15 protein-coding genes and 1 tRNA gene are annotated in these 19,166 nt (G+C 48.8%); 5 read left to right on the top strand and 11 right to left on the bottom strand.

The window, feature by feature from the left end; all coding sequences use genetic code 11:
* Positions 1-104: 104 nt before the first annotated feature.
* From nlpI to DMB82_RS03570, 10 genes are all read right to left on the bottom strand, one after another.
* Positions 105-989, bottom strand: a complete 885-nt coding sequence (nlpI, locus tag DMB82_RS03615; RefSeq protein ID WP_010279700.1) for a lipoprotein NlpI — start codon at positions 987-989, stop codon at positions 105-107.
* A gap of 140 nt (positions 990-1,129) precedes the next feature.
* Complete coding sequence (pnp, locus tag DMB82_RS03610) at positions 1,130-3,250, bottom strand: polyribonucleotide nucleotidyltransferase (protein WP_102118065.1); 2,121 nt, start codon at positions 3,248-3,250, stop codon at positions 1,130-1,132.
* Between the two features lie 248 nt (positions 3,251-3,498).
* Complete coding sequence (gene rpsO / locus DMB82_RS03605; RefSeq protein ID WP_010279698.1) at positions 3,499-3,768, bottom strand: 30S ribosomal protein S15; 270 nt, start codon at positions 3,766-3,768, stop codon at positions 3,499-3,501.
* A 122-nt stretch (positions 3,769-3,890) separates the two neighbouring features.
* Positions 3,891-4,835, bottom strand: a complete 945-nt coding sequence (truB, locus tag DMB82_RS03600) for a tRNA pseudouridine(55) synthase TruB (protein ID WP_116155149.1) — start codon at positions 4,833-4,835, stop codon at positions 3,891-3,893.
* Positions 4,835-5,233: a 30S ribosome-binding factor RbfA gene (gene rbfA / locus DMB82_RS03595; RefSeq protein ID WP_102118067.1), complete on the bottom strand. Its 399-nt coding sequence runs from the start codon at positions 5,231-5,233 to the stop codon at positions 4,835-4,837. Before rbfA ends, truB begins: the two co-directional genes overlap by 1 nt.
* Before the next feature lie 75 nt (positions 5,234-5,308).
* Entirely contained in the window at positions 5,309-8,011 is a 2,703-nt protein-coding gene (infB, locus tag DMB82_RS03590) for a translation initiation factor IF-2 (RefSeq protein ID WP_102118068.1), read from the bottom strand.
* Positions 8,012-8,036: 25 nt separating this feature from the next.
* Complete coding sequence (gene nusA, locus DMB82_RS03585) at positions 8,037-9,566, bottom strand: transcription termination factor NusA (protein WP_102118069.1); 1,530 nt, start codon at positions 9,564-9,566, stop codon at positions 8,037-8,039.
* A gap of 21 nt (positions 9,567-9,587) precedes the next feature.
* Positions 9,588-10,040 carry a ribosome maturation factor RimP gene (rimP, locus tag DMB82_RS03580; protein WP_102118070.1) on the bottom strand — a complete coding sequence of 151 codons (453 nt, stop codon included), beginning with the start codon at positions 10,038-10,040 and terminating at the stop codon, positions 9,588-9,590.
* Between the two features lie 216 nt (positions 10,041-10,256).
* Positions 10,257-10,333: transfer RNA gene (locus DMB82_RS03575), tRNA-Met, on the bottom strand.
* Between the two features lie 318 nt (positions 10,334-10,651).
* On the bottom strand, positions 10,652-11,266 hold the full coding sequence (locus DMB82_RS03570; protein ID WP_102118071.1) for a response regulator transcription factor: 615 nt from the start codon (positions 11,264-11,266) through the stop codon (positions 10,652-10,654).
* Positions 11,267-11,710: 444 nt separating this feature from the next.
* On the opposite strand from DMB82_RS03570, the gene DMB82_RS03565 reads away from it, so the two are divergent.
* From DMB82_RS03565 to DMB82_RS03555, 3 genes are read left to right on the top strand one after another with little or no spacing between them, the layout of a single operon-like run.
* On the top strand, positions 11,711-12,301 hold the full coding sequence (locus DMB82_RS03565; protein ID WP_102118072.1) for a DUF2589 domain-containing protein: 591 nt from the start codon (positions 11,711-11,713) through the stop codon (positions 12,299-12,301).
* Complete coding sequence (locus tag DMB82_RS03560; protein ID WP_116164203.1) at positions 12,294-12,755, top strand: lysozyme; 462 nt, start codon at positions 12,294-12,296, stop codon at positions 12,753-12,755. Before DMB82_RS03565 ends, DMB82_RS03560 begins: the two co-directional genes overlap by 8 nt.
* Positions 12,756-12,808: 53 nt before the next feature.
* Entirely contained in the window at positions 12,809-13,240 is a 432-nt protein-coding gene (locus DMB82_RS03555; protein ID WP_102118074.1) for a hypothetical protein, read from the top strand.
* Between the two features lie 250 nt (positions 13,241-13,490).
* Here DMB82_RS03555 and DMB82_RS03550 read toward each other — a convergent pair whose 3' ends face one another.
* A complete protein-coding gene (locus DMB82_RS03550; RefSeq protein WP_226887590.1) occupies positions 13,491-16,589 on the bottom strand; it encodes a non-ribosomal peptide synthetase in 3,099 nt (1,032 codons plus the stop codon).
* 324 nt (positions 16,590-16,913) lie between these two features.
* Here DMB82_RS03550 and DMB82_RS03545 point away from each other — a divergent pair, with 324 nt between their 5' ends.
* Positions 16,914-17,543 (top strand): DUF2589 domain-containing protein, encoded by a 630-nt coding sequence (locus DMB82_RS03545; RefSeq protein WP_116164201.1) that lies wholly within the window; start codon positions 16,914-16,916, stop codon positions 17,541-17,543.
* A gap of 101 nt (positions 17,544-17,644) precedes the next feature.
* Entirely contained in the window at positions 17,645-19,156 is a 1,512-nt protein-coding gene (locus DMB82_RS03540) for an amino acid adenylation domain-containing protein (RefSeq protein WP_116164199.1), read from the top strand.
* The last annotated feature ends 10 nt before the right edge of the window (positions 19,157-19,166 follow it).

The raw sequence follows: 19,166 nt of genomic DNA, 5'->3' as shown, positions 1-19,166 counted from the left end.
GAAAAGTGTGAACCGGCTCAAATTGGATTAAAAAGCGAACAAAAAAGCCCTCACCCGTGAAGGTGATAACCGAAGTTTTTTCAGGCTGATTAAGTGTTCGTCAGCTATTGCTGGTCCGATCCTGATAGGTCGTCTTGCTCTTGGCCTAATAGCGCCAATTCCAACAATGCATAGCGGTGCTCAACAAAGTTATGGACGTTGTTGGCAACCGTCAGCTTGAACAGCGCCAAAGCGGTGTTCTTGTCCCCCAGACTTAGGTAGTGCTTACCTAAATAGAAGTCAGTTTCACTGAGATGCTCAGCGAGCGAAGTGTTATCCGTAGCTTCTACCTGTAAACGCTGCATCAGTGTTTTTTCACTGATACTGCCCAGATAAAATTCGACAATATTCCATCCCCAAGGCCCTTTCTTGGCGTCGTCATAACGTTTCTTCAACGCAATTTTGGCCGTCTCTGGATTGATTTCTCGCTCCACAAGATACAGCCACAACGAACGGAAAGGATCATTCGGATCGTCTCGATAAAACGCCAGCAGATCATCCTGCGCTAACAGGTAGCGACCGCCATAATACAAAGCGATGCCCCGGTTTAAACGCGCATAATTGTAAGTTGGATCAAGCTCTAGTACAGAATCAAACGCTTCATAGGCAGCATCAAAGTTGCCTGCCTGCGTTAAATAGATACCCAAATAGTTAAAAACTTCTGGAATATCAGGGCGGATCGTCAGCGCTTGTGAAAAATCATTCCGCGCCAATGCCCGTAACCCGAGACTATCATACAGCACTCCGCGCTCATATAATAGCTGTGCTCGCTCATCATCGGTTAATGCCCGGCTTGCAAGGATTTGTTCCATACGTGCCAGAATCACTTCCTGCTGTAAAGTAGGCTGTAACGGAATCGCCAATACTGCGTCTTTACGCCAATCAGTGTTGCTGCATCCTGCCAGCATGAGTGCTGTTGCAACATAACACCAGCGCAAGAAAGGCTTCATTTCCCACTCCCGAAGACAAACATTGGATGAACATCCTGTCCCGGACCGCTCAACGCAAGGACATCCATTCCCTTACGATACACGCAGCACCTTGCCATAATAATCAGGCAAGGTGCCATAAGACCGTTTTCTAACAGTCGTTATTCCTCAGAAGACGGGGCTGCCGCTTCCTGGGCTTGCGCATTTGCTTCTTTGATGCTTAAGCGCACGCGGCCCTGGCGATCAACTTCCAGAACCTTGACCGGCACTTCCTGACCCATTTGCAGGTAATCAGTCACTTTCTCTACGCGCTTGTCGGCGATCTGAGAAATGTGCACCAAGCCTTCTTTGCCGCCGCCAATAGCGACGAAAGCACCAAAATCAACGATGCGGGTAACTTTACCCTGATACACACGGCCGACTTCGATTTCGGCAGTAATCTCTTCAATACGACGAATTGCGTGTTTCGCTTTTTCGCCGTCGGTTGAAGCGATTTTAACAGTACCATCGTCTTCAATTTCAATGGTCGTGCCCGTTTCTTCCGTCAGCGCACGAATCACAGAACCACCTTTACCGATCACGTCTTTAATCTTATCGGTACTGATCTTGATGGTGTGAATACGCGGTGCGAATTCAGAGATATCGCCACGCGGTGAGCTGATCGCCTGCTCCATCACGCCCAGAATGTGCAAACGTGCACCTTTGGCTTGATTCAAAGCAACCTGCATGATCTCACGGGTAATCCCTTCGATCTTGATATCCATCTGCAGCGCAGTGATACCTTCACGGCTACCGGCAACTTTGAAGTCCATATCGCCTAGGTGATCTTCGTCACCCAGAATGTCAGACAGAACAACAAAGTTATCACCTTCTTTCACCAGCCCCATCGCGATACCCGCAACGGCTGATTTGATTGGCACACCTGCATCCATCAGTGCCAAAGAAGCACCGCAGACAGACGCCATAGAAGAAGAACCATTGGATTCTGTGATTTCAGACACGACACGTACGGTGTACGGGAATTCGTTCGCCTTAGGCATAACGGCCAACACGCCACGCTTAGCCAGACGACCGTGACCGATTTCACGACGCTTAGGCGAACCGACCATACCCGTTTCACCAACAGAGTACGGAGGGAAGTTGTAGTGCAGCAGGAAGCGATCGGTACGTTCACCAGTCAATTCGTCGATATTCTGCGCATCACGCTCAGTCCCCAACGTAGCGGTTACCAACGCCTGCGTTTCACCACGGGTGAACAGTGCAGAACCGTGGGTACGCGGCAGTACGCCAGTACGCACATCAAGACCACGAATCATGTCTTTTTCACGGCCATCGATACGCGGTTCGCCAGCCAGCACGCGGCTACGTACGACATTTTTCTCAACGTTACCCAGAATTTCCTGGATATCGCCCGCATTCAGCGTTTCGTCTTCGGCTTGCAGAGCGGCAACAACATCCGCTTTGATGACGTCAACTTGTGCATAACGCTCTTGTTTTTCAGTGATGCGGTAAGCGTCACCCAGACGTGCTTCAGACAAAGCCTGTACACGCTGCTCTAAAGAAACGTTAACTTCTGGCGCATGCCACTCCCACTTCGGTTTGCCTGCTTCAGCAACCAGAGCGTTGATGTTCTGGATAACGATCTGCTGTTGCTCGTGACCAAACACCACAGCACCCAGCATCTGATCTTCGCTCAGCAGCTCAGCTTCAGATTCCACCATCAGAACCGCGCCTTCTGTACCTGCAACCACCAGATCCAGACGGCTTTCTTTCAGCTCGTCCATCGTTGGATTCAGGACATACTGGTCGTTCAGGTAACCGACGCGAGCGACACCGATAGGGCCGTTGAACGGAATACCAGACAGGCTCAGCGCCGCAGAGGCACCAATCATGGCAACGATGTCAGGGCTAACCTGTGGGTTAACAGAAACAACGGTCGCAATCACCTGAACTTCATTCAGGAAGCCTTCTGGGAACAGAGGGCGAATCGGGCGGTCAATCAGACGAGAAGTCAGCGTTTCACCTTCACTTGGACGGCCTTCACGACGGAAGAAACCACCAGGGAAACGTCCAGCAGCGTAGGTACGCTCCTGATAGTTAACCGTCAACGGGAAGAAACTTTGACCCGGCTTAGCACTTTTAGCGCCTACAACGGTAACGAATACCGCGGTGTCATCCATGCTTACCATCACAGCGGCGGTAGCCTGGCGTGCCATCATACCGGTCTCTAACGTGACGGTATGCTGACCATATTGGAACTTACGGACGATCGGATTCAGCAAAATAATATCCTTAGCTGGGGCGCGCTACACGTATTCTCTATAAACGCGCCAGTGAACTCCCGACCTTTGCACTACATTCTCACGACTAATGACAACCCTTATCTTGCTTATGCAGATAAAGCCTCTCATTAGCCGCGCGAACCTCTGTAATGAAAGATCATATTAACAACAATACACTACTCTGTTTTGCTAACGCTTCCTAGAAGAAAGGGGCCAAAGAGGCCCCTTTCCACTGAAACACAGAAGACTTAGCGACGCAGACCCAGACGCTCGATCAGACTGGTGTAACGTGCTACATCTTTACGCTTCAAGTAGTCCAGCAGCTTACGACGCTGAGAAACCATACGCAGCAGACCACGACGGCTGTGGTGATCTTTTTTGTGCTCAGAAAAGTGGCCTTGCAGGTGGTTGATCTGCGCAGTCAGCAAAGCAACCTGAACTTCAGTAGAACCACTATCGTTAGTGCCACGACCGAAGTCTGCTACGATTTTAGCTTTAGCTTCAACACTTAGAGACATTGTAATACTCCAAACATTATAGATAAAAAAACAGGCGCCGATCTCTAATTCAGCCACCCAATAGTCAAGCCGCGCTATTCTACCCTCAGCGTTCTGCGATAGCAAGGCAGCAACGGGCGGGTTTACACTGGAAACTCAACAACCAAACGACGCGGCGCAACGCGGCCATCACTGTCGATTTCGCCCATTCCGATAAATTTGTGTTCGTCACCTTCGGTGATTCTCACCATACCGTTCGAGGGCGCATTCGCTGCCTGAACCGCTTGCCCCAGCTTCAAATAACCCGCGACAACTGGCGTCAAATTTACCTCAGGAAAATCAATAACTGGGCTTTCCATCGGCATGAGAAGCGGATCGAGACTCAGCGAAAGTGGGTGTTCTTGTGTTTGAGCCTGCTCAGCCAAAGCCGCTAGCTGCTCCAGCGTCACCATTCTTTCGGTAGGATACGTAGCAACCTGCAAACGACGCAGGTAAATCACATGCGCGCCACAGCAAAGCTTTTCGCCCAGATCGTCAATGATGGTACGGATGTACGTCCCTTTAGAGCAGTGAATCTCTAGCTCCAGTTCATCACCTTCCCAGCGAATAAACTGCAGTTCGTAAACGGTGATTTCACGTGCTTCACGTGGAACCGTCAGCCCCTGACGCGCATACTCATACAGCTTGCGCCCTTGGTATTTCAGCGCTGAGTACATGGATGGCACTTGCTGCGTGGTACCACGAAAGCCTTCCAGCGCCTGCTCCAGATCGGTAGCAGAAAAACCAATCGCACGCTCTTCAATCACGTTGCCATCGGCATCAGAGGTGTCAGTCCGTTGCCCAAGTCGAGCAATGACACGGTAGCGTTTATCAGAATCCAGCAAATACTGGGAAAACTTCGTCGCTTCCCCAAGACAAATCGGCAACATACCGGTGGCTAATGGATCCAACGCCCCCGTATGGCCCGCTCTGTTCGCGTTAAAAATCCGTTTTACCTTCTGCAAAACATCATTAGACGACACGCCCTGCGGCTTATCTAATAACAATACGCCGTGTACATCACGGCCACGGCGGCGAGGACGACTCATTAATCCTCCAGGTCTTCGCCCGTCACAGGACGACGTTCCGTATCGTTTCTGACCACATTCGTCACCAGATTGGACATTCTCATCCCTTCAACCAATGAGTTGTCGTAGGAGAAGGTTAATTCTGGAACAACACGCAGGCGCATTGCCTTACCAATCAGCTTACGGATAAAGCCAGATGCATCTTGCAGTGCTTTTACTGCCTTTTGAATTTGCTCTGGTTCGTTATCATTCAGGAAGGTAACAAAAACCTTGGCGTACGCCAGATCGCGAGACACTTCCACACCGGAGACAGTCGCCATGCCGATGCGCGGATCTTTGACTTCACGCTGAATAATAATGGCGATTTCTTTTTGCATTTCCTGCGCGACGCGCTGGGTGCGGCTGAATTCTTTTGCCATGATAAATCCTCAAGTAAAAATCGGGGGGCACTAGGCCCCCCCTTACTAATAACTTACATCGTCGCTGAAAACCGATTATGCGATCGTACGTTTGATCTCAATCGTTTCAAAGACTTCAATCATATCGCCAGGACGAACGTCGTTGTAGTTCTTAACAGCGATACCACATTCCATGCCGTTACGGACTTCGCCAACGTCATCTTTGAAGCGGCGCAGAGATTCCAGCTCGCCTTCATAGATCACTACGTTGTCACGCAGTACACGGATCTTGTTATGACGCTTAACGATACCTTCGGTCACCATACAACCCGCAACAGCACCAAATTTCGGTGATTTAAAGACGTCACGTACTTCAGCCAGACCGATGATCTCTTGCTTATATTCCGGCGCCAGCATACCGCTCATCGCCTGTTTCACTTCGTCGATCAGATCATAGATGACGGAGTAATAACGCAGATCCAAGCTTTCCGCTTCAACGACGCGGCGTGCTGATGCATCAGCACGAACGTTAAAGCCAAGGATAATCGCATTCGATGCTGCTGCCAGCGTAGCGTCCGTTTCTGTGATACCGCCCACACCGGAGCCGACGATCTTCACTTTCACTTCATCAGTAGACAGTTTCTGCAGTGAATCGGAAATCGCTTCGCAAGAACCCTGAACGTCAGATTTGAGAACGATATTCAGTTCAGAAACTTCACCTTCCGTCATGTTGGCAAACATGTTTTCCAGTTTAGATTTCTGCTGACGAGCCAGTTTAACTTCACGGAATTTACCCTGACGATACAAGGCCACTTCACGCGCTTTCTTCTCGTCACGAACCACCGTCGCTTCGTCACCTGCGGCAGGTACACCGGACAGACCGAGAATTTCTACCGGAATAGAAGGCCCCGCGGACGTGATTTCACGACCTAACTCATCACGCATCGCACGGACACGGCCATATTCAAAGCCGCACAGAACGATATCACCTTTATTCAGCGTACCTTCACGTACCAGTACGGTTGCAACCGGGCCACGACCTTTATCCAGGAAGGATTCGATCACGACACCGTTCGCCATGCCGCTACGGACCGCTTTCAGTTCCAGAACTTCGGCCTGCAACAGAATCGCATCCAGCAGTTCGTCGATCCCCGTACCCGCTTTAGCCGATACGTGAACAAACTGAGATTCACCGCCCCACTCTTCCGGCATGATACCGTACTGAGACAGTTCGGTTTTCACACGATCGGGGTCGGCATCAGGCTTATCGATTTTGTTTACTGCGACAACAACCGGAACCTGAGCTGCTTTCGCGTGCTGGATCGCTTCGATGGTCTGAGGCATTACGCCATCATCCGCCGCCACGACCAGTACCACGATATCCGTAGCCTGAGCACCACGAGCACGCATTGCGGTAAACGCGGCGTGTCCCGGTGTATCCAGGAACGTAATCATACCGTTGTCAGTTTCAACGTGGTAAGCACCGATGTGCTGAGTAATACCACCCGCTTCACCTGCTGCAACCTTGGTTGAACGGATATAGTCGAGCAGAGAGGTTTTACCGTGGTCAACGTGACCCATAATGGTCACGACTGGCGCGCGCGATTCTGCCGCAACACCCATATCACGGTCGCTCATTACCGCTTCTTCCAGCTCGTTCTCACGACGCAAGATGACTTTATGGCCCATTTCTTCCGCCACGAGTTGCGCGGTTTCCTGGTCGATAACCTGGTTGATGGTTGCCATTGCGCCCAGTTTCATCATCGTTTTGATGACCTGAGAGCCTTTAACGGCCATTTTGTTAGCCAGTTCAGCAACGGTAACCGTTTCACCGATTACCACATCACGGTTAACTGCCTGAGCAGGCTTATTGAAGCTCTGCTGCAGTGTACTTGGTTTACGTTTACCTTTACCACCACGGGTAACAGCACGCGCTTCTTCACGGTCTGCCTTAGACTCAGACTGGCGATTACCTTTCTTCTGCTTGGTGACTTTGGCCGCGCGGGTACGGGTACGGCGCTCACCTTCAACCTGACGGTCGTTTTCATCTTCCGCTTCGCGGGCATGATGAGACGTCGTCACATGATAATCAGCAGATTCTTCAGGTTTAGTCGCGCTTTCCGCTTCCCAGCGCCCTGCATTTTCTTCAGCCATACGGCGAGCTTCTTCAGCAATACGGCGAGCTTCTTCTTCAACTTTAAGACGTGCAGTTTCTTCCGCTTTGCGCTTAAGTTCGGCAGCTTCCGCTTCGCGTTTCGCTTTCTCAGACTGAGCCGGCTTGGTCATATTTTCGTTTTGTTGGTTCGTCACTTTTTCTTTTTCCGCTACATCACGCTTAGCTTTTTCAGCGGCTTCACGTTTGGCTTGCTCGTCGGCAGCACGCTTCGCTTTCTCAGCAGCTTCGCGCAGATCGGCCTCGCGTTTAGCCTGCTCTTCAGCGACACGTTGTGCCTGTTCTTCCGCTTCACGCCGTGCCTGCTCTTCCTCTTCTGCCTGTTTGGCATCAATCGGATCGCGTTTTACATAAGTGCGTGTCTTGCGGACTTCGATCTGCACCGACTTACTTTTTCCGCCGGTGCTAGGGACATTTAACGTGCTGCGCGTTTTGCGTTGCAACGTCAATTTACTTGGCGCATTACCGCGATCGCGGTTCAGATGCGCCAATAACGTTTCTTTTTCATGCTGGGTCACAGAGTCCGATGCAGACTTGGTCATTCCCGCATCAGCAAACTGCTGTATCAGGCGGTCAACCGGCGTTTGAATCTCTGCGGCCAGCGATTTTACGGTTACATCTGTCATGCTGTTCCTTTCCTGCTACAGTTCGTTATTCGTTGTCGTCGCCAAACCAACAGATATTACGTGCGGCCATAATCAATTCGCCCGCTTGCTCATCATTGAGCTCTTCAATATCTGTCAGGTCGTCAACGCCCTGTTCAGCAAGATCTTCCAGCGTACAAACACCGATCGCAGCAAGCTTGAACGCCAACTCACGCGACAGCCCAGGCAAGCCAAGCAAGTCTTCCGCAGGTTGACCGTCACCAAGGCTCTCTTCATGCGCCAGTGCCAGCGTTGTTAATGCGGCTTTCGCACGCTCACGCAATGCTTCAACGGTTTCTTCATCAAAGCCTTCGATAGCCAACAGTTCCTTGATTGGCACGTAAGCCAGTTCTTCAAGTGAGGAGAAACCTTCTTCAACCAGCACGGTGGCAAACTCTTCATCAATATCAAGGTGCTTGGTAAAGACGTCGATTGCAGCATGTGCTTCAGCCTGATGCTTGGCTTGAAGATCTTCCACTGTCATCACGTTCAGTTCCCAACGATCGTCTGAACGATGCTGTTTCAACAGTTGGGAAGCCAAACGTACGTTCTGCCCGTTTCGACCAATCGCCTGAGCCAGATTGCTCGACTCAACAGCGATATCCATCGTGCAGGTATCTTCATCAACCACGATCGATACCACATCGGCAGGTGCCATAGCATTGATCACAAACTGTGCAGGGTTATCATCCCACAGAATGATATCAATACGCTCGCCGCCCAGTTCACTGGAAACAGCCTGAACACGTGCACCGCGCATCCCCACACAAGCACCGACGGGATCGATACGCTTGTCATTCGTCTTCACTGCAATTTTCGCACGTGAACCCGGATCGCGGGCTGCGGCCTTGATCTCGATAACTTCTTCACCGATTTCTGGCACTTCAATGCGGAAGAGTTCAACCAGCATTTCCGGACGGGAACGGCTGACGAACAGTTGAGCACCGCGAGCTTCAGGGCGAACAGAGTACAGCACACCACGAATACGGTCGCCAGGGCGGAAATTCTCACGAGGCAGCATATCTTCGCGGCCAATTACCGCTTCTGCACTGGTGTTAGAGCCATCGATTGGTCTGACTTCAAGCGAAATATTATCACGATTCACCTTCTTCACGACACCGGTGATAATCTCGCCTTCTTGCTCACGGAACTGATCAACAACCATCGCACGTTCTGCTTCACGAACTTTCTGCACGATAACTTGTTTTGCCGTTTGCGTCGTGATGCGATCAAACGTTACGGATTCGATTTGATCTTCAACGTAACCACCAACATCAAGAGCAGGATCGTCAAACTGCGCCGCTTCAAGCGTAATTTCACGAGTTGGCTGAGTGACTTCATTCACCACTAACCAACGACGGAAGGTATCAAAATCGCCCGTTTTGCGATCGATACTGACGCGAACATCAATTTCCTGCTCATATTTTTTCTTGGTCGCTGTCGCCAGTGCGGTTTCCAGCGCTTCAAAAATCTTCTCGCGAGGAAGGGCTTTCTCATTGGAAACTGCTTCAACAACAGCCAGAATCTCTTTGTTCATCCTAGTTGCCTCATCCAAACTTTAAAAGTGGGGTACAAGATTCGCTTTCTGAATGTTGCTCAGTGCGAATACTTCATCTTTGCCTTCCACTGTTATGGTGATCATTTCGCCGTCAACAGCTTTGATCACACCCAACCATTTACGGCGATTCTGGACTGCCATACGCAGCACCACTGTGACGTCTTCACCGACGAAATGCAGATAATGTGCCGCCGTGAATAAGGGACGTTCAAGCCCTGGAGACGAAACTTCCAGGTTATAGGCGACAGTAATTGGATCTTCTACGTCCAATACCGCACTGACCTGGTGGCTGACATCAGCACAATCATCAACAGTGATCCCATCTTCACTATCAATATAGATACGCAGCGTAGATTGACGACTACGGATGAACTCAATCCCAACCAATTCATAGCCTAATGCGGCAACGGGTGCTGAAATCATCTCTGTTAATTTTTGCTCTAATGTGGACAAGTCCACCCCCAAGACATAAAAAAAGGGCCTAATAGCCCAGTTGTTTGTTGCCAAATAACAAAAAACCCCGAAAATCGGGGCTTTATGCAACTGGACCCTAATACCGCTAACCAGCGCGGCATAACTTCGGTGAAGGATTTTTTCAAAAATCACTGCAAAAAGAGAGAAAAATTGAGTGAAGAACGTATTTGAAAAAACACTTTACTGGAAGTTAAGTGGTTGCGGGGGCCGGATTTGAACCGACGACCTTCGGGTTATGAGCCCGACGAGCTACCAAGCTGCTCCACCCCGCGTCCGAAATCGTGGCAAATACTACGCTGACAACTGCATAAATGCAAGTCATCCATAGGATTGGTTCGAAGGCAATTCTTATACGCTAGGTAGGTTTCTTTGTCAAGAATAAGCGTTCGCCTGAAAGTGGTCATCGCAAAAATGGATATTCTACTTTTTTGTAAGCAGACCTTGCGTGATGCCATCACGCAAGCCGTACAGTAGACCTATCGTAGAAGGTCGAAGCAAAGCCCCTGATGCCAAGAAAGTTGAAAGAGATAACGTGTGAAATTCCCTGATGCTTAAATCAAACAATAACGACTAATATAATGAGATAAAACTTATCTTCGTTCTTCTTCTAATAGCACGATCGCTGCCTGCGTGCGGTTACGCACATTAAGCCGCCTGAAAATCGACTCCAAATGTGACTTCACCGTTCCTGCGCTGATGTTTAATGTCCGACTGATTTGTTTATTGGAAGCGCCTGACGCAATGAGTTGCAGAACTTCATGCTGCCTTTCGCTGAGTTTGCCTTTTACACTATTATCGATACTCCACCCCTCATAGATCACCCCATCATCCGGTAAACAGACCATACCCATCGACACTGTTTTTAATGCCTGAGCAATAGAATCAACCGATGATGTTTTAAGAATGACGCCCATCACATGGTGTTTCAGATAGTTATTCAAAATATGTCTTTCAATAGTATCAACCATAATAATAACACTGACATTAATATATTTCTCATGCAGTAACTCAAGGAAAAAACTGTACTCTCCACTCTCTTTATTACAATTTAGCAAAATAAAAGCATTGTTCATTCCCTCAAGGACAGGCCATACATCTTCAATTTCCTTTACACCAACAATATTGGCATCACGCATAAAATCATTCAACCCAACAGATAACCCCTGAATGAACACAGGGGACTTATCAATAATAACAACATTCACTATGCAACCTCCATTTACCTTTATTTTAAAATGCCATGCTTAAAAGTACCTCTAAGAAGTTTTAGCCTATCTTGAAAGAATGATTTCACGCCATTTGGCATATGCCGTTTACCTTATAGACCAGGCTATATTTATTCGTGCATACTGACATGATAATTCCAGACAACCGCCCCAAAAAGGAATACTCATTAGCAATGAAATATTATCTTAAAATAAGATCTGGTGGCGTAATGATTTCATAAACACACAAAACATTTATCGCAGAATTTTAAAACTGGAAAATATAGATCGGGAGTGAATAGCCTATGCCAGATTACATTATGTCTATAACATAATGGCTGATACGCACCTCCCTCATTAGCTGTTAACGTTTTCTCAAATTATCATTTATTTCACTCCAGGAAATTCATATTTGTCGTCTGAAAAATAAGATAAGGAGAGCGTATGTCATTAAAGAACTGGATAACGGGGAAAAATAAAAAAACAGAAAATGACAATAATACCAAAAAAGAAAACCCCCATTCCACACGGAACGATAGCATCACGTCATCAAAGGCAATGACGCTAGCAGATATTGCTCGCGGTATGCAGCATGCTGCCACCGCCGCCAATCAATTTATCGCTCATCAATATAAACAGACTCTCGAGCCTTTTTTTGAACGTGACGCTGATGGCGTGTTAACCCCAAAGACGGTTGCGATTCAACTCGATCCCCAGCACCACGTCGAACTGCCACTGGTTGCGCTTTCTACCCCAAGGGGATTGATGCTGGAAAAAATGAAAGTGCGAATGACGGTGAGAGCCGATGCGGTCAGCCAGGACAAAATCACCTCATCTTTAGACGATCATAACATCACTAATTTTCACGTCAGCATGTCGCCTTCAGGCAAAAAAAAAGGCAGAAATAGTCAGCACGTCGATATAGAAATGCAATTCACTGCGCTGGATCCTCCAGAAAGCATCATGCGGTTAATTGATGAATACACCAATCTCGTTATCCCAAAAATTACGCAAGAGGAAAAAAACAATGGCTAATATTCCAGGCACGATCAATGAAGCTGGTCTCTCTCTGATTAAGAGTTTTGAAGGTCTCAAATTAACAAAGTATCGTGACACAGCGGGTAAATGGACGATTGGATATGGACATTTAATACTGCCGAATGAAAACTTTGATAACGGAATTACCCTCCAGGAAGCGGATTCTCTGTTACAGCAGGACTTAAAAACGGCGGAAACGGGTGTTCAGCATTATGTGAACGTTGATCTCAACGACAATCAATTTGGTGCATTAACGTCATTTACCTACAATCTCGGAGTCAATAGCCTGAAGACGTCGACATTATTACGCCTGCTTAACCAAGGTGACTATACTGGCGCAGCCGATCAATTTCCACGCTGGGACAAAGATGGTGAGCAAATCGTGGCAGGACTCCTTCGCCGTAGAGAAGCAGAGAAAGCACTTTTCCTACAATCCGTCACATCAAATTAATATTCAACAAAAGTAAAAAACGCTATTTCATAGAAAATTATCGTGGATATATTATGGATACATCACAATTCCCTATTATTTATGACATTCTGATCAGTGATATTATTGCATCAATTGCAGGATTATTCGGTGGCCTCAGTATTTCCTTTTTTTGGCGACCGCAGAAACTGAATAATTACGACAAACTCATTGCCGCATTAATCATTATCATCATCAGCATTTCAGCTGCCTTCTCACTGGTAGGGATTATCGCCGAATTGCTGCACGTTAATATTAGTAAAATGGAGAATGCAATAGGATTAGGCTATCTGGTTGGTGCGATTAGCGTAGGTCTGGTTACGCTGCTGGCAAATTTTTTCAGCTATCGAGAAAATAACGATATTCTGGATGTCGCATCGGAAATAAAACAGGCCAGAAAAGGCGTTCATTTGATTAATGAGGCCCAGAAAAAAACACCCAATGACAAAACCCCATCAGACCATTAAGAGATTGTTCTTAAAGGTTAATTTTATAAGATAGAACGTTCTTTAGAGCAAGCGTTCTTGAAGGCTAGCGTTCTTAATCAATCGCACGTCGCCCATATGGCAGTAAGGCACCTCGTTGCCTTACTGCTACTGCTTTCCTCTTCCTGACGTGTTCAGCCACCCAGACAATACATTGCCAATAAAACCAACGCCTCAATGTGGGTCTCCTCAACGAAGGTGTCTCAATTCGGGACACCTTCGTTAGCATTATCTACAGGTTACTGCACAAGAGAGTCGTATTTGGCTGTACGATATCCAGCAGAATTTGATGGTACTGATGGGACAGTGTGGCAATCTCGCCCGCTTTAAAAGCCGCTTGCTGATAATTAAAACACAGCGCCAGAGCCTCATCGTCATAAACAGAGAGCGTTAAATCCAGCCGAGCCTGATGATTAGCAATATCCGTAATCTGATAGGCAGTTTCATTGATCTGTACGGCTGGCGGCATGGCCGTCAGATAGTTAAAACTCACAGGAAAACGCAGCTTATCAGACCATCCTTTAGCTCGGACATCGGCCATTAACACATCATAGGGCAACGTCTGATTGTCCAAAATCGCATGGATCTTATTCTGGCTACGTGCCAAAAGCGTGCTAAAAGATTCCTGAGCCGGCGAATCATCGTAGTAAGCCACCATATTAACGAAACAGCCTATTGTGGTGGCGTTTTCAGTCAACATACGGTTCGACACCGGAATACCGATGGGAACATGACGATAGTTTGTCGTTTTGAGCAGTTGGGTAAAAGCGGTCAGCATGCAAACAAACGGCGTCGTGCGATGCTGTTGGGCATAGTGCTTTATCGCCTGCGTCAGCGTATCTGACAACATGCACCAATAATTTTCTCCGTCCTGGCTGTCACTGAGCGGGAATGCCGTCGCATCGGCTCCTGCAGCCAGGTAATCCTCCATCTTATCCAGCCAGAACTGACGCTCTCTCGGATGGCATTGATCTTTGGTGCGCCGTTGCTGCTGCCGATAGCGCAAATAGCGCTCTTCACTGCCTATTCGATAGCTGCGATCGCCAGCGCTATACGCACGGACGTAATCAACAAACTGATGGAAGAACAAACCAATCGCGTCATGGTCGAATACCGTATGGTGTACACGTCCCAGCAGAATATGCCGTTGTGTTGTCAGCGAAATCAGATGAAAACAGATGAGCGGCGAGTGTTCTACATCCATTTCCGATGTGCTGATCAGCTCCAGCAGCCGTCGGTCGCTCAGCGTATTCTTTCCCCCATCAGGAGAGAACGCCGTCAGGCGTTCAATCGGGATCGCCTCGATCGGATAATCACCCTCAAGGCACTGTAAACGATCCAGATCGAAGCGGGTTCGTAACACCGGATTACCTTCCAGAATACGCCGAATGCTCCACTCCACAGCAGACTCATCCAGTGGGCCCTTTATCGTCAAACGGAAAGCCAATTGATAGGCCGACGGCTCCGAGCTGAGCTGGTCCAGCGTCAGAAAATAACGCTGCTGCGATGAAGGTGCGAGTGCCTCGATATCCGCGTTGTTCTCGTCAGACGTAGGCTCGTCATCGTTCACATAGTAAGGGACGATGAAAGCCAGCAGATGGGGCGTCGCGTTGTTGAAAAATAACGGGTAATCAATGTCACTAAACAGCCGTTTTCTAATCAGTAGCCGGGCTTTCATCGCCTGAAGCGAATCGCCCCCTAAATCGAAAAAGTTATCGTTGGCGCCGAGTTCACGAAAGCCAAGCACCTCTTGCCAGATATCGATCAGTTCCTGTTCCAGCTCGTTACCTGCGGCTTTAACAGGATATCCCAACTCAGGGCGCTGCGGACAAGGCTCTGGAAGCCGGCTCACATCCAATTTCCCGTTAGGCAATTTGGGCAGGGTTTCCAGCATAATAAAGTGAGACGGATGCATCGCTCGCGGCAGTTTATCCTGCAAGAAGCGGCGCAGATCGTTCGTGGCAAGCGACGGGTTACGGCTCACCAGATAGGCCACCAGACGCTGACGCCCGTTTTCCTGAATCGGCCGCACCAGCGCCTTGTCGATATCGCCATGCTGACGTAACACAATTTCGACTTCTTCAGGCTCGATACGAATGCCATTAATCTTAATCTGGCGATCGATACGTCCCAGATACAGGATTTCCCCTTCTGGCGTCATTTTCCCTAGATCGCCAGTGCGGTGCCCCCAAGAGCGTTTATCGGCTCGAACATGGGTGAAGAAACGCTGCTGTGTTAATTCGTCGCGGTTAATATAGCCACGGGCGACGCCTTCACCGAACGCGCAAATTTCCCCTTCTTGCCCTTCAGCCACGGGACACAGGTTCTCATCCACGATCATAATTTCGCTGCCACGCAGTGCCTTACCGAGCGTCACACTTTTTCCCAGCTTTAATTCAGCAAATGAGCAGTTGGCCGTCGTTTCCGTCGGGCCATACAGATTAAAGAGCCTGACATCAGGAATCTGTTGGAACGTACGCTCTTTTAAATCAAAAGAGACGGGCTCGCCGGAGAGAAAGACCGTTTTAGGTAATGCCCACGCGTGAGAAGAGGATGCCTGATAGCGCAGCAGCTCATCCCAAACGGTCGGCACGCAATAAATGGCACCGTCGGGATGCTGTTGATGCCAGCGTAATAACACCTCCGGCTCATTCAAGCTGTCGGCAGGCAAAATAAACAGCGTGTCGCCGCGCAATAAAGGCGCATAAAGCTGTGTCACGGCAGCAGCAAAGCTGAGTGTCGATGTCAGAGGAAGCGTCGCACGGGTCTCTGGCCACACGTCCTCATTAAACCCGTTCAGATAATAACTCAGGTTCCGGTGTTCAATGGCCACCCCTTTTGGTTTCCCTGTAGAACCGGAGGTATAGAGAATATAAGCCAGATCGTTTTCGCAAACGGGTGGAAGCGTCGCCACAGGCTCAGCAGAATAATGGATATCCTCTAATACAATCGTGGAGGGGAAAACCTTATCGATGGCCGTTTTATTTAACATCGCTCGCGTGGAAATAAATAAAAATGTCGAAGAATCATCAAGGATCTGCATAATTCTTTCTGACGGATGAAAATGCGAGAGCGGAACATAGGTATGTCCTGCTTTTAAAATAGCCAGCAAGACCACAGGCATCATCACACCAGGTTCCAGATAAACGGCGATTCTTCCCCGTTTATTATCTGGATAATGTAATAATAAATAATCGGCCAAACGGCGCGACTGAGACTCTAGTTGTTGATAATTCAACCTGTCGCCATTAAATTCCACCGCCGTCTTATCGGGACTTTTCAGTGACCATTCAGAGATAATTTCAAAGACCGTTTTTCTATTCTTCATCATTTTCCTTCCATATTGTAAAAGGATGCTTTTTTCGGGAATGGTTCTAACGCGACTTCCGGTATCTCACGCGATGAAAAATTAATGCTATAAAAATGAAAACACGTAATGATGGGTTCGTCATGCTAATACCAGGAAAGACACATAAAATAACGCGCATGCCTGAGTATGGGTTTAACAAATAAAAGACATTATTGCCTATATACCAAAAGGACTACGCCAGAATGCGAAAGTCTCCCCGTACCCTGACGGGTATTATTTTCCCTTCCCTTTGCTATTTTTATTGACAGTGCATCACACCCTATCCGCAGATAATTGGAGGCTCCGATGGATTCACAATTTATCGGTTCTGTTATTAATGCGCTACCGCTGGAAAATATGATTAGCGGGCCATTACAGGCAATGATTAACGCACAGGTTCAAGCCAGCAAAGCCTATACGGATTTTCTATTATCCGTCTGCATTCAGAATAATAAAGCTGTCGCTATCCAATTCGACTACGACGAAACGCTTATTGACGAAAGCGGAGTCGCAAAAGGTGCCGTGACAAAAACGATGCACATACCGCTCATTGCCGCGATTACCCATCCGATTATTTCTATTGAAGAAGGGACGATCGATTTCGAACTTGAAGTCACACAGAGTGAATCTTCATCCGATGATACCGGAGAAGACGGCAATCTGGCGGCGTCACTGGGATGGGGGCCATTCAAAGTCAAAATGGCCGGTCGGGTATCACACAAGTCAGCGCAGACCCGTGCGACGGACACACGCGCCAAGTACAGCATTCACACGCAGGTAAAACGTCAACCCACGCCCGAAGCGCTCATGCGCGTCATCGATTTTCTGACCGATGCCGCAATCAGACCCAGTATTCCCGCAGAGAAAAGCGCACCGCAGGTAGCGGAAAACGCCGCACCACCAGCACCTGCGGAGCAACAAGAAGCGTCATCATAATCAAAGCACATTATTCAGCGGCATAGTGCATGTGTGCCGTACCTGCATAACGCGTAAAAGGATGCCCGGCGTGACCCCTGGCATCACCAGAGGATCAGATCATGGCATCGGCAAGAGTGCTCCACACCTTATTTGAACAGCAGCGGCATCAGACGCCGGACGCCATCGCCCTGAGAAGCGATACAGAAACGTTGACCTACCGGCAATTGGATCAGCAGGCAAACGCCATGGCGAGCGATCTATTGCAGCGGGGCGTAAAGCCGAAGGATGTTGTCGGTATTTATTTGCATAAAAGCCCGAATCTGATCGTCAGCCTGCTCGGCGTATTGAAAACCGGTGCGTGCTATTTACCGCTTGATCCTTACTATCCGCACGAGCGTCTGGATTACATGGTCAATCATGCCGATGCGCGTCTGGTTATTACCGACAATGCCCACGCGCTTACGCTGGCACCGAGCCATCGTGAGATCGTTGACATCAATCAGATCGATCTGAGCGTTCAGGCTACTCACACGCTTCCCTCAGTCAGTGAAGAACAGCTTTGTTATGTGATGTACACCTCCGGCTCCACCGGAACGCCAAAGGGCGTCATGGTCAGTCACAGGACGGTGGTCAATTATCTGGCGTGGATGCAAAGCGCCTTCGTGCTACAGCACGACGATGTGGTCCTTAACCAGTCCACGTTCAGCTTTGATGTCTCAGTGTGGGAAATTTTCTGGCCGCTGATCGCTGGCGCAAGCTGTGCGGTCATTACCGAGGATGCCAAGTACGATCCGCAGCTGCTGGCTGAATTTATGCACCGTCATCAGGTCACGGTCGCACAGTTCGTACCGACAGCACTGCGCGTCATTGTGGATGCGGAAGTGCTATCCCGCTGCACCTCTCTATGCCATATCTTTTCTGGCGGCGAGGCGCTCGATCAAACGCTGGTCAACGATCTTTCCCTGCAATATCCGGGAAAGATCCACAATCTCTACGGCCCGACCGAGGCAACAATCTTTGCCTGTCATTGGCTCTGCCAGCCGGGAGCAGAAGAAAAAATTGCCCCGATTGGCAAACCCATCCCCCATGCCGCCGCTTATGTATTAGATGAGGCGCAACAGCCTGTCGATGTGGGGGAAAGCGGTGAACTTTATCTGGCAGGGGATATTCTGGCAAAAGGCTATCTGCATGCAGAAAAACTGACGCAGGAGCGATTTGTTGATGACCCGTTTAGCCATCAGACCGGGCAGAAAATGTATAAAACCGGCGACTGGGTTAAGCAGCGCGTCGATGGCGTGCTGGAGTTCATTGGCCGAATAGACAGCCAGGTTAAATTGCGCGGACACCGTATTGAGCTGGCGGAAATAGAAACGCACCTACAGGCGCTGCCGCAAATTAACCATGCTGCCGTTATTCTCGAAAAGCGCTCGGAAAACGCAGCGCCATCGCTCTCAGCCTTTTATGTATTACGGCATCAAAAGCACATCGATATTCAAGAGATAAAAGCGCACCTTGCCAAGACGCTGCCTTTTTTCATGGTGCCCTCTCATTTCGTTGCGTTGGAAAAAATGCCAACGCACCCCAATGGAAAAATTGATAAATCCAAGCTGTGTTCCTGCGTAAATAACTAATGGTGAAAAA

Origin of the sequence: Pectobacterium aquaticum (assembly GCF_003382565.3) — a bacterium.
Lineage (GTDB): Bacteria > Pseudomonadota > Gammaproteobacteria > Enterobacterales > Enterobacteriaceae > Pectobacterium > Pectobacterium aquaticum.
Note: the sequence above shows the minus strand (reverse complement) of the source record. Positions and strands in the feature narration are given on the sequence as shown.

Coding starts and splice junctions, on each gene's coding strand:
- nlpI (WP_010279700.1), bottom strand. CDS start 989: ATGAAGCCTTTCTTGCGCTGGTGTTATGTTGCAACAGCACTCATGCTG.
- rpsO (WP_010279698.1), bottom strand. CDS start 3,768: ATGTCTCTAAGTGTTGAAGCTAAAGCTAAAATCGTAGCAGACTTCGGT.
- truB (WP_116155149.1), bottom strand. CDS start 4,835: ATGAGTCGTCCTCGCCGCCGTGGCCGTGATGTACACGGCGTATTGTTA.
- rbfA (WP_102118067.1), bottom strand. CDS start 5,233: ATGGCAAAAGAATTCAGCCGCACCCAGCGCGTCGCGCAGGAAATGCAA.
- infB (WP_102118068.1), bottom strand. CDS start 8,011: ATGACAGATGTAACCGTAAAATCGCTGGCCGCAGAGATTCAAACGCCG.
- nusA (WP_102118069.1), bottom strand. CDS start 9,566: ATGAACAAAGAGATTCTGGCTGTTGTTGAAGCAGTTTCCAATGAGAAA.
- DMB82_RS03565 (WP_102118072.1), top strand. CDS start 11,711: ATGTCATTAAAGAACTGGATAACGGGGAAAAATAAAAAAACAGAAAAT.
- DMB82_RS03560 (WP_116164203.1), top strand. CDS start 12,294: ATGGCTAATATTCCAGGCACGATCAATGAAGCTGGTCTCTCTCTGATT.
- DMB82_RS03555 (WP_102118074.1), top strand. CDS start 12,809: ATGGATACATCACAATTCCCTATTATTTATGACATTCTGATCAGTGAT.
- DMB82_RS03550 (WP_226887590.1), bottom strand. CDS start 16,589: ATGATGAAGAATAGAAAAACGGTCTTTGAAATTATCTCTGAATGGTCA.
- DMB82_RS03545 (WP_116164201.1), top strand. CDS start 16,914: ATGGATTCACAATTTATCGGTTCTGTTATTAATGCGCTACCGCTGGAA.
- DMB82_RS03540 (WP_116164199.1), top strand. CDS start 17,645: ATGGCATCGGCAAGAGTGCTCCACACCTTATTTGAACAGCAGCGGCAT.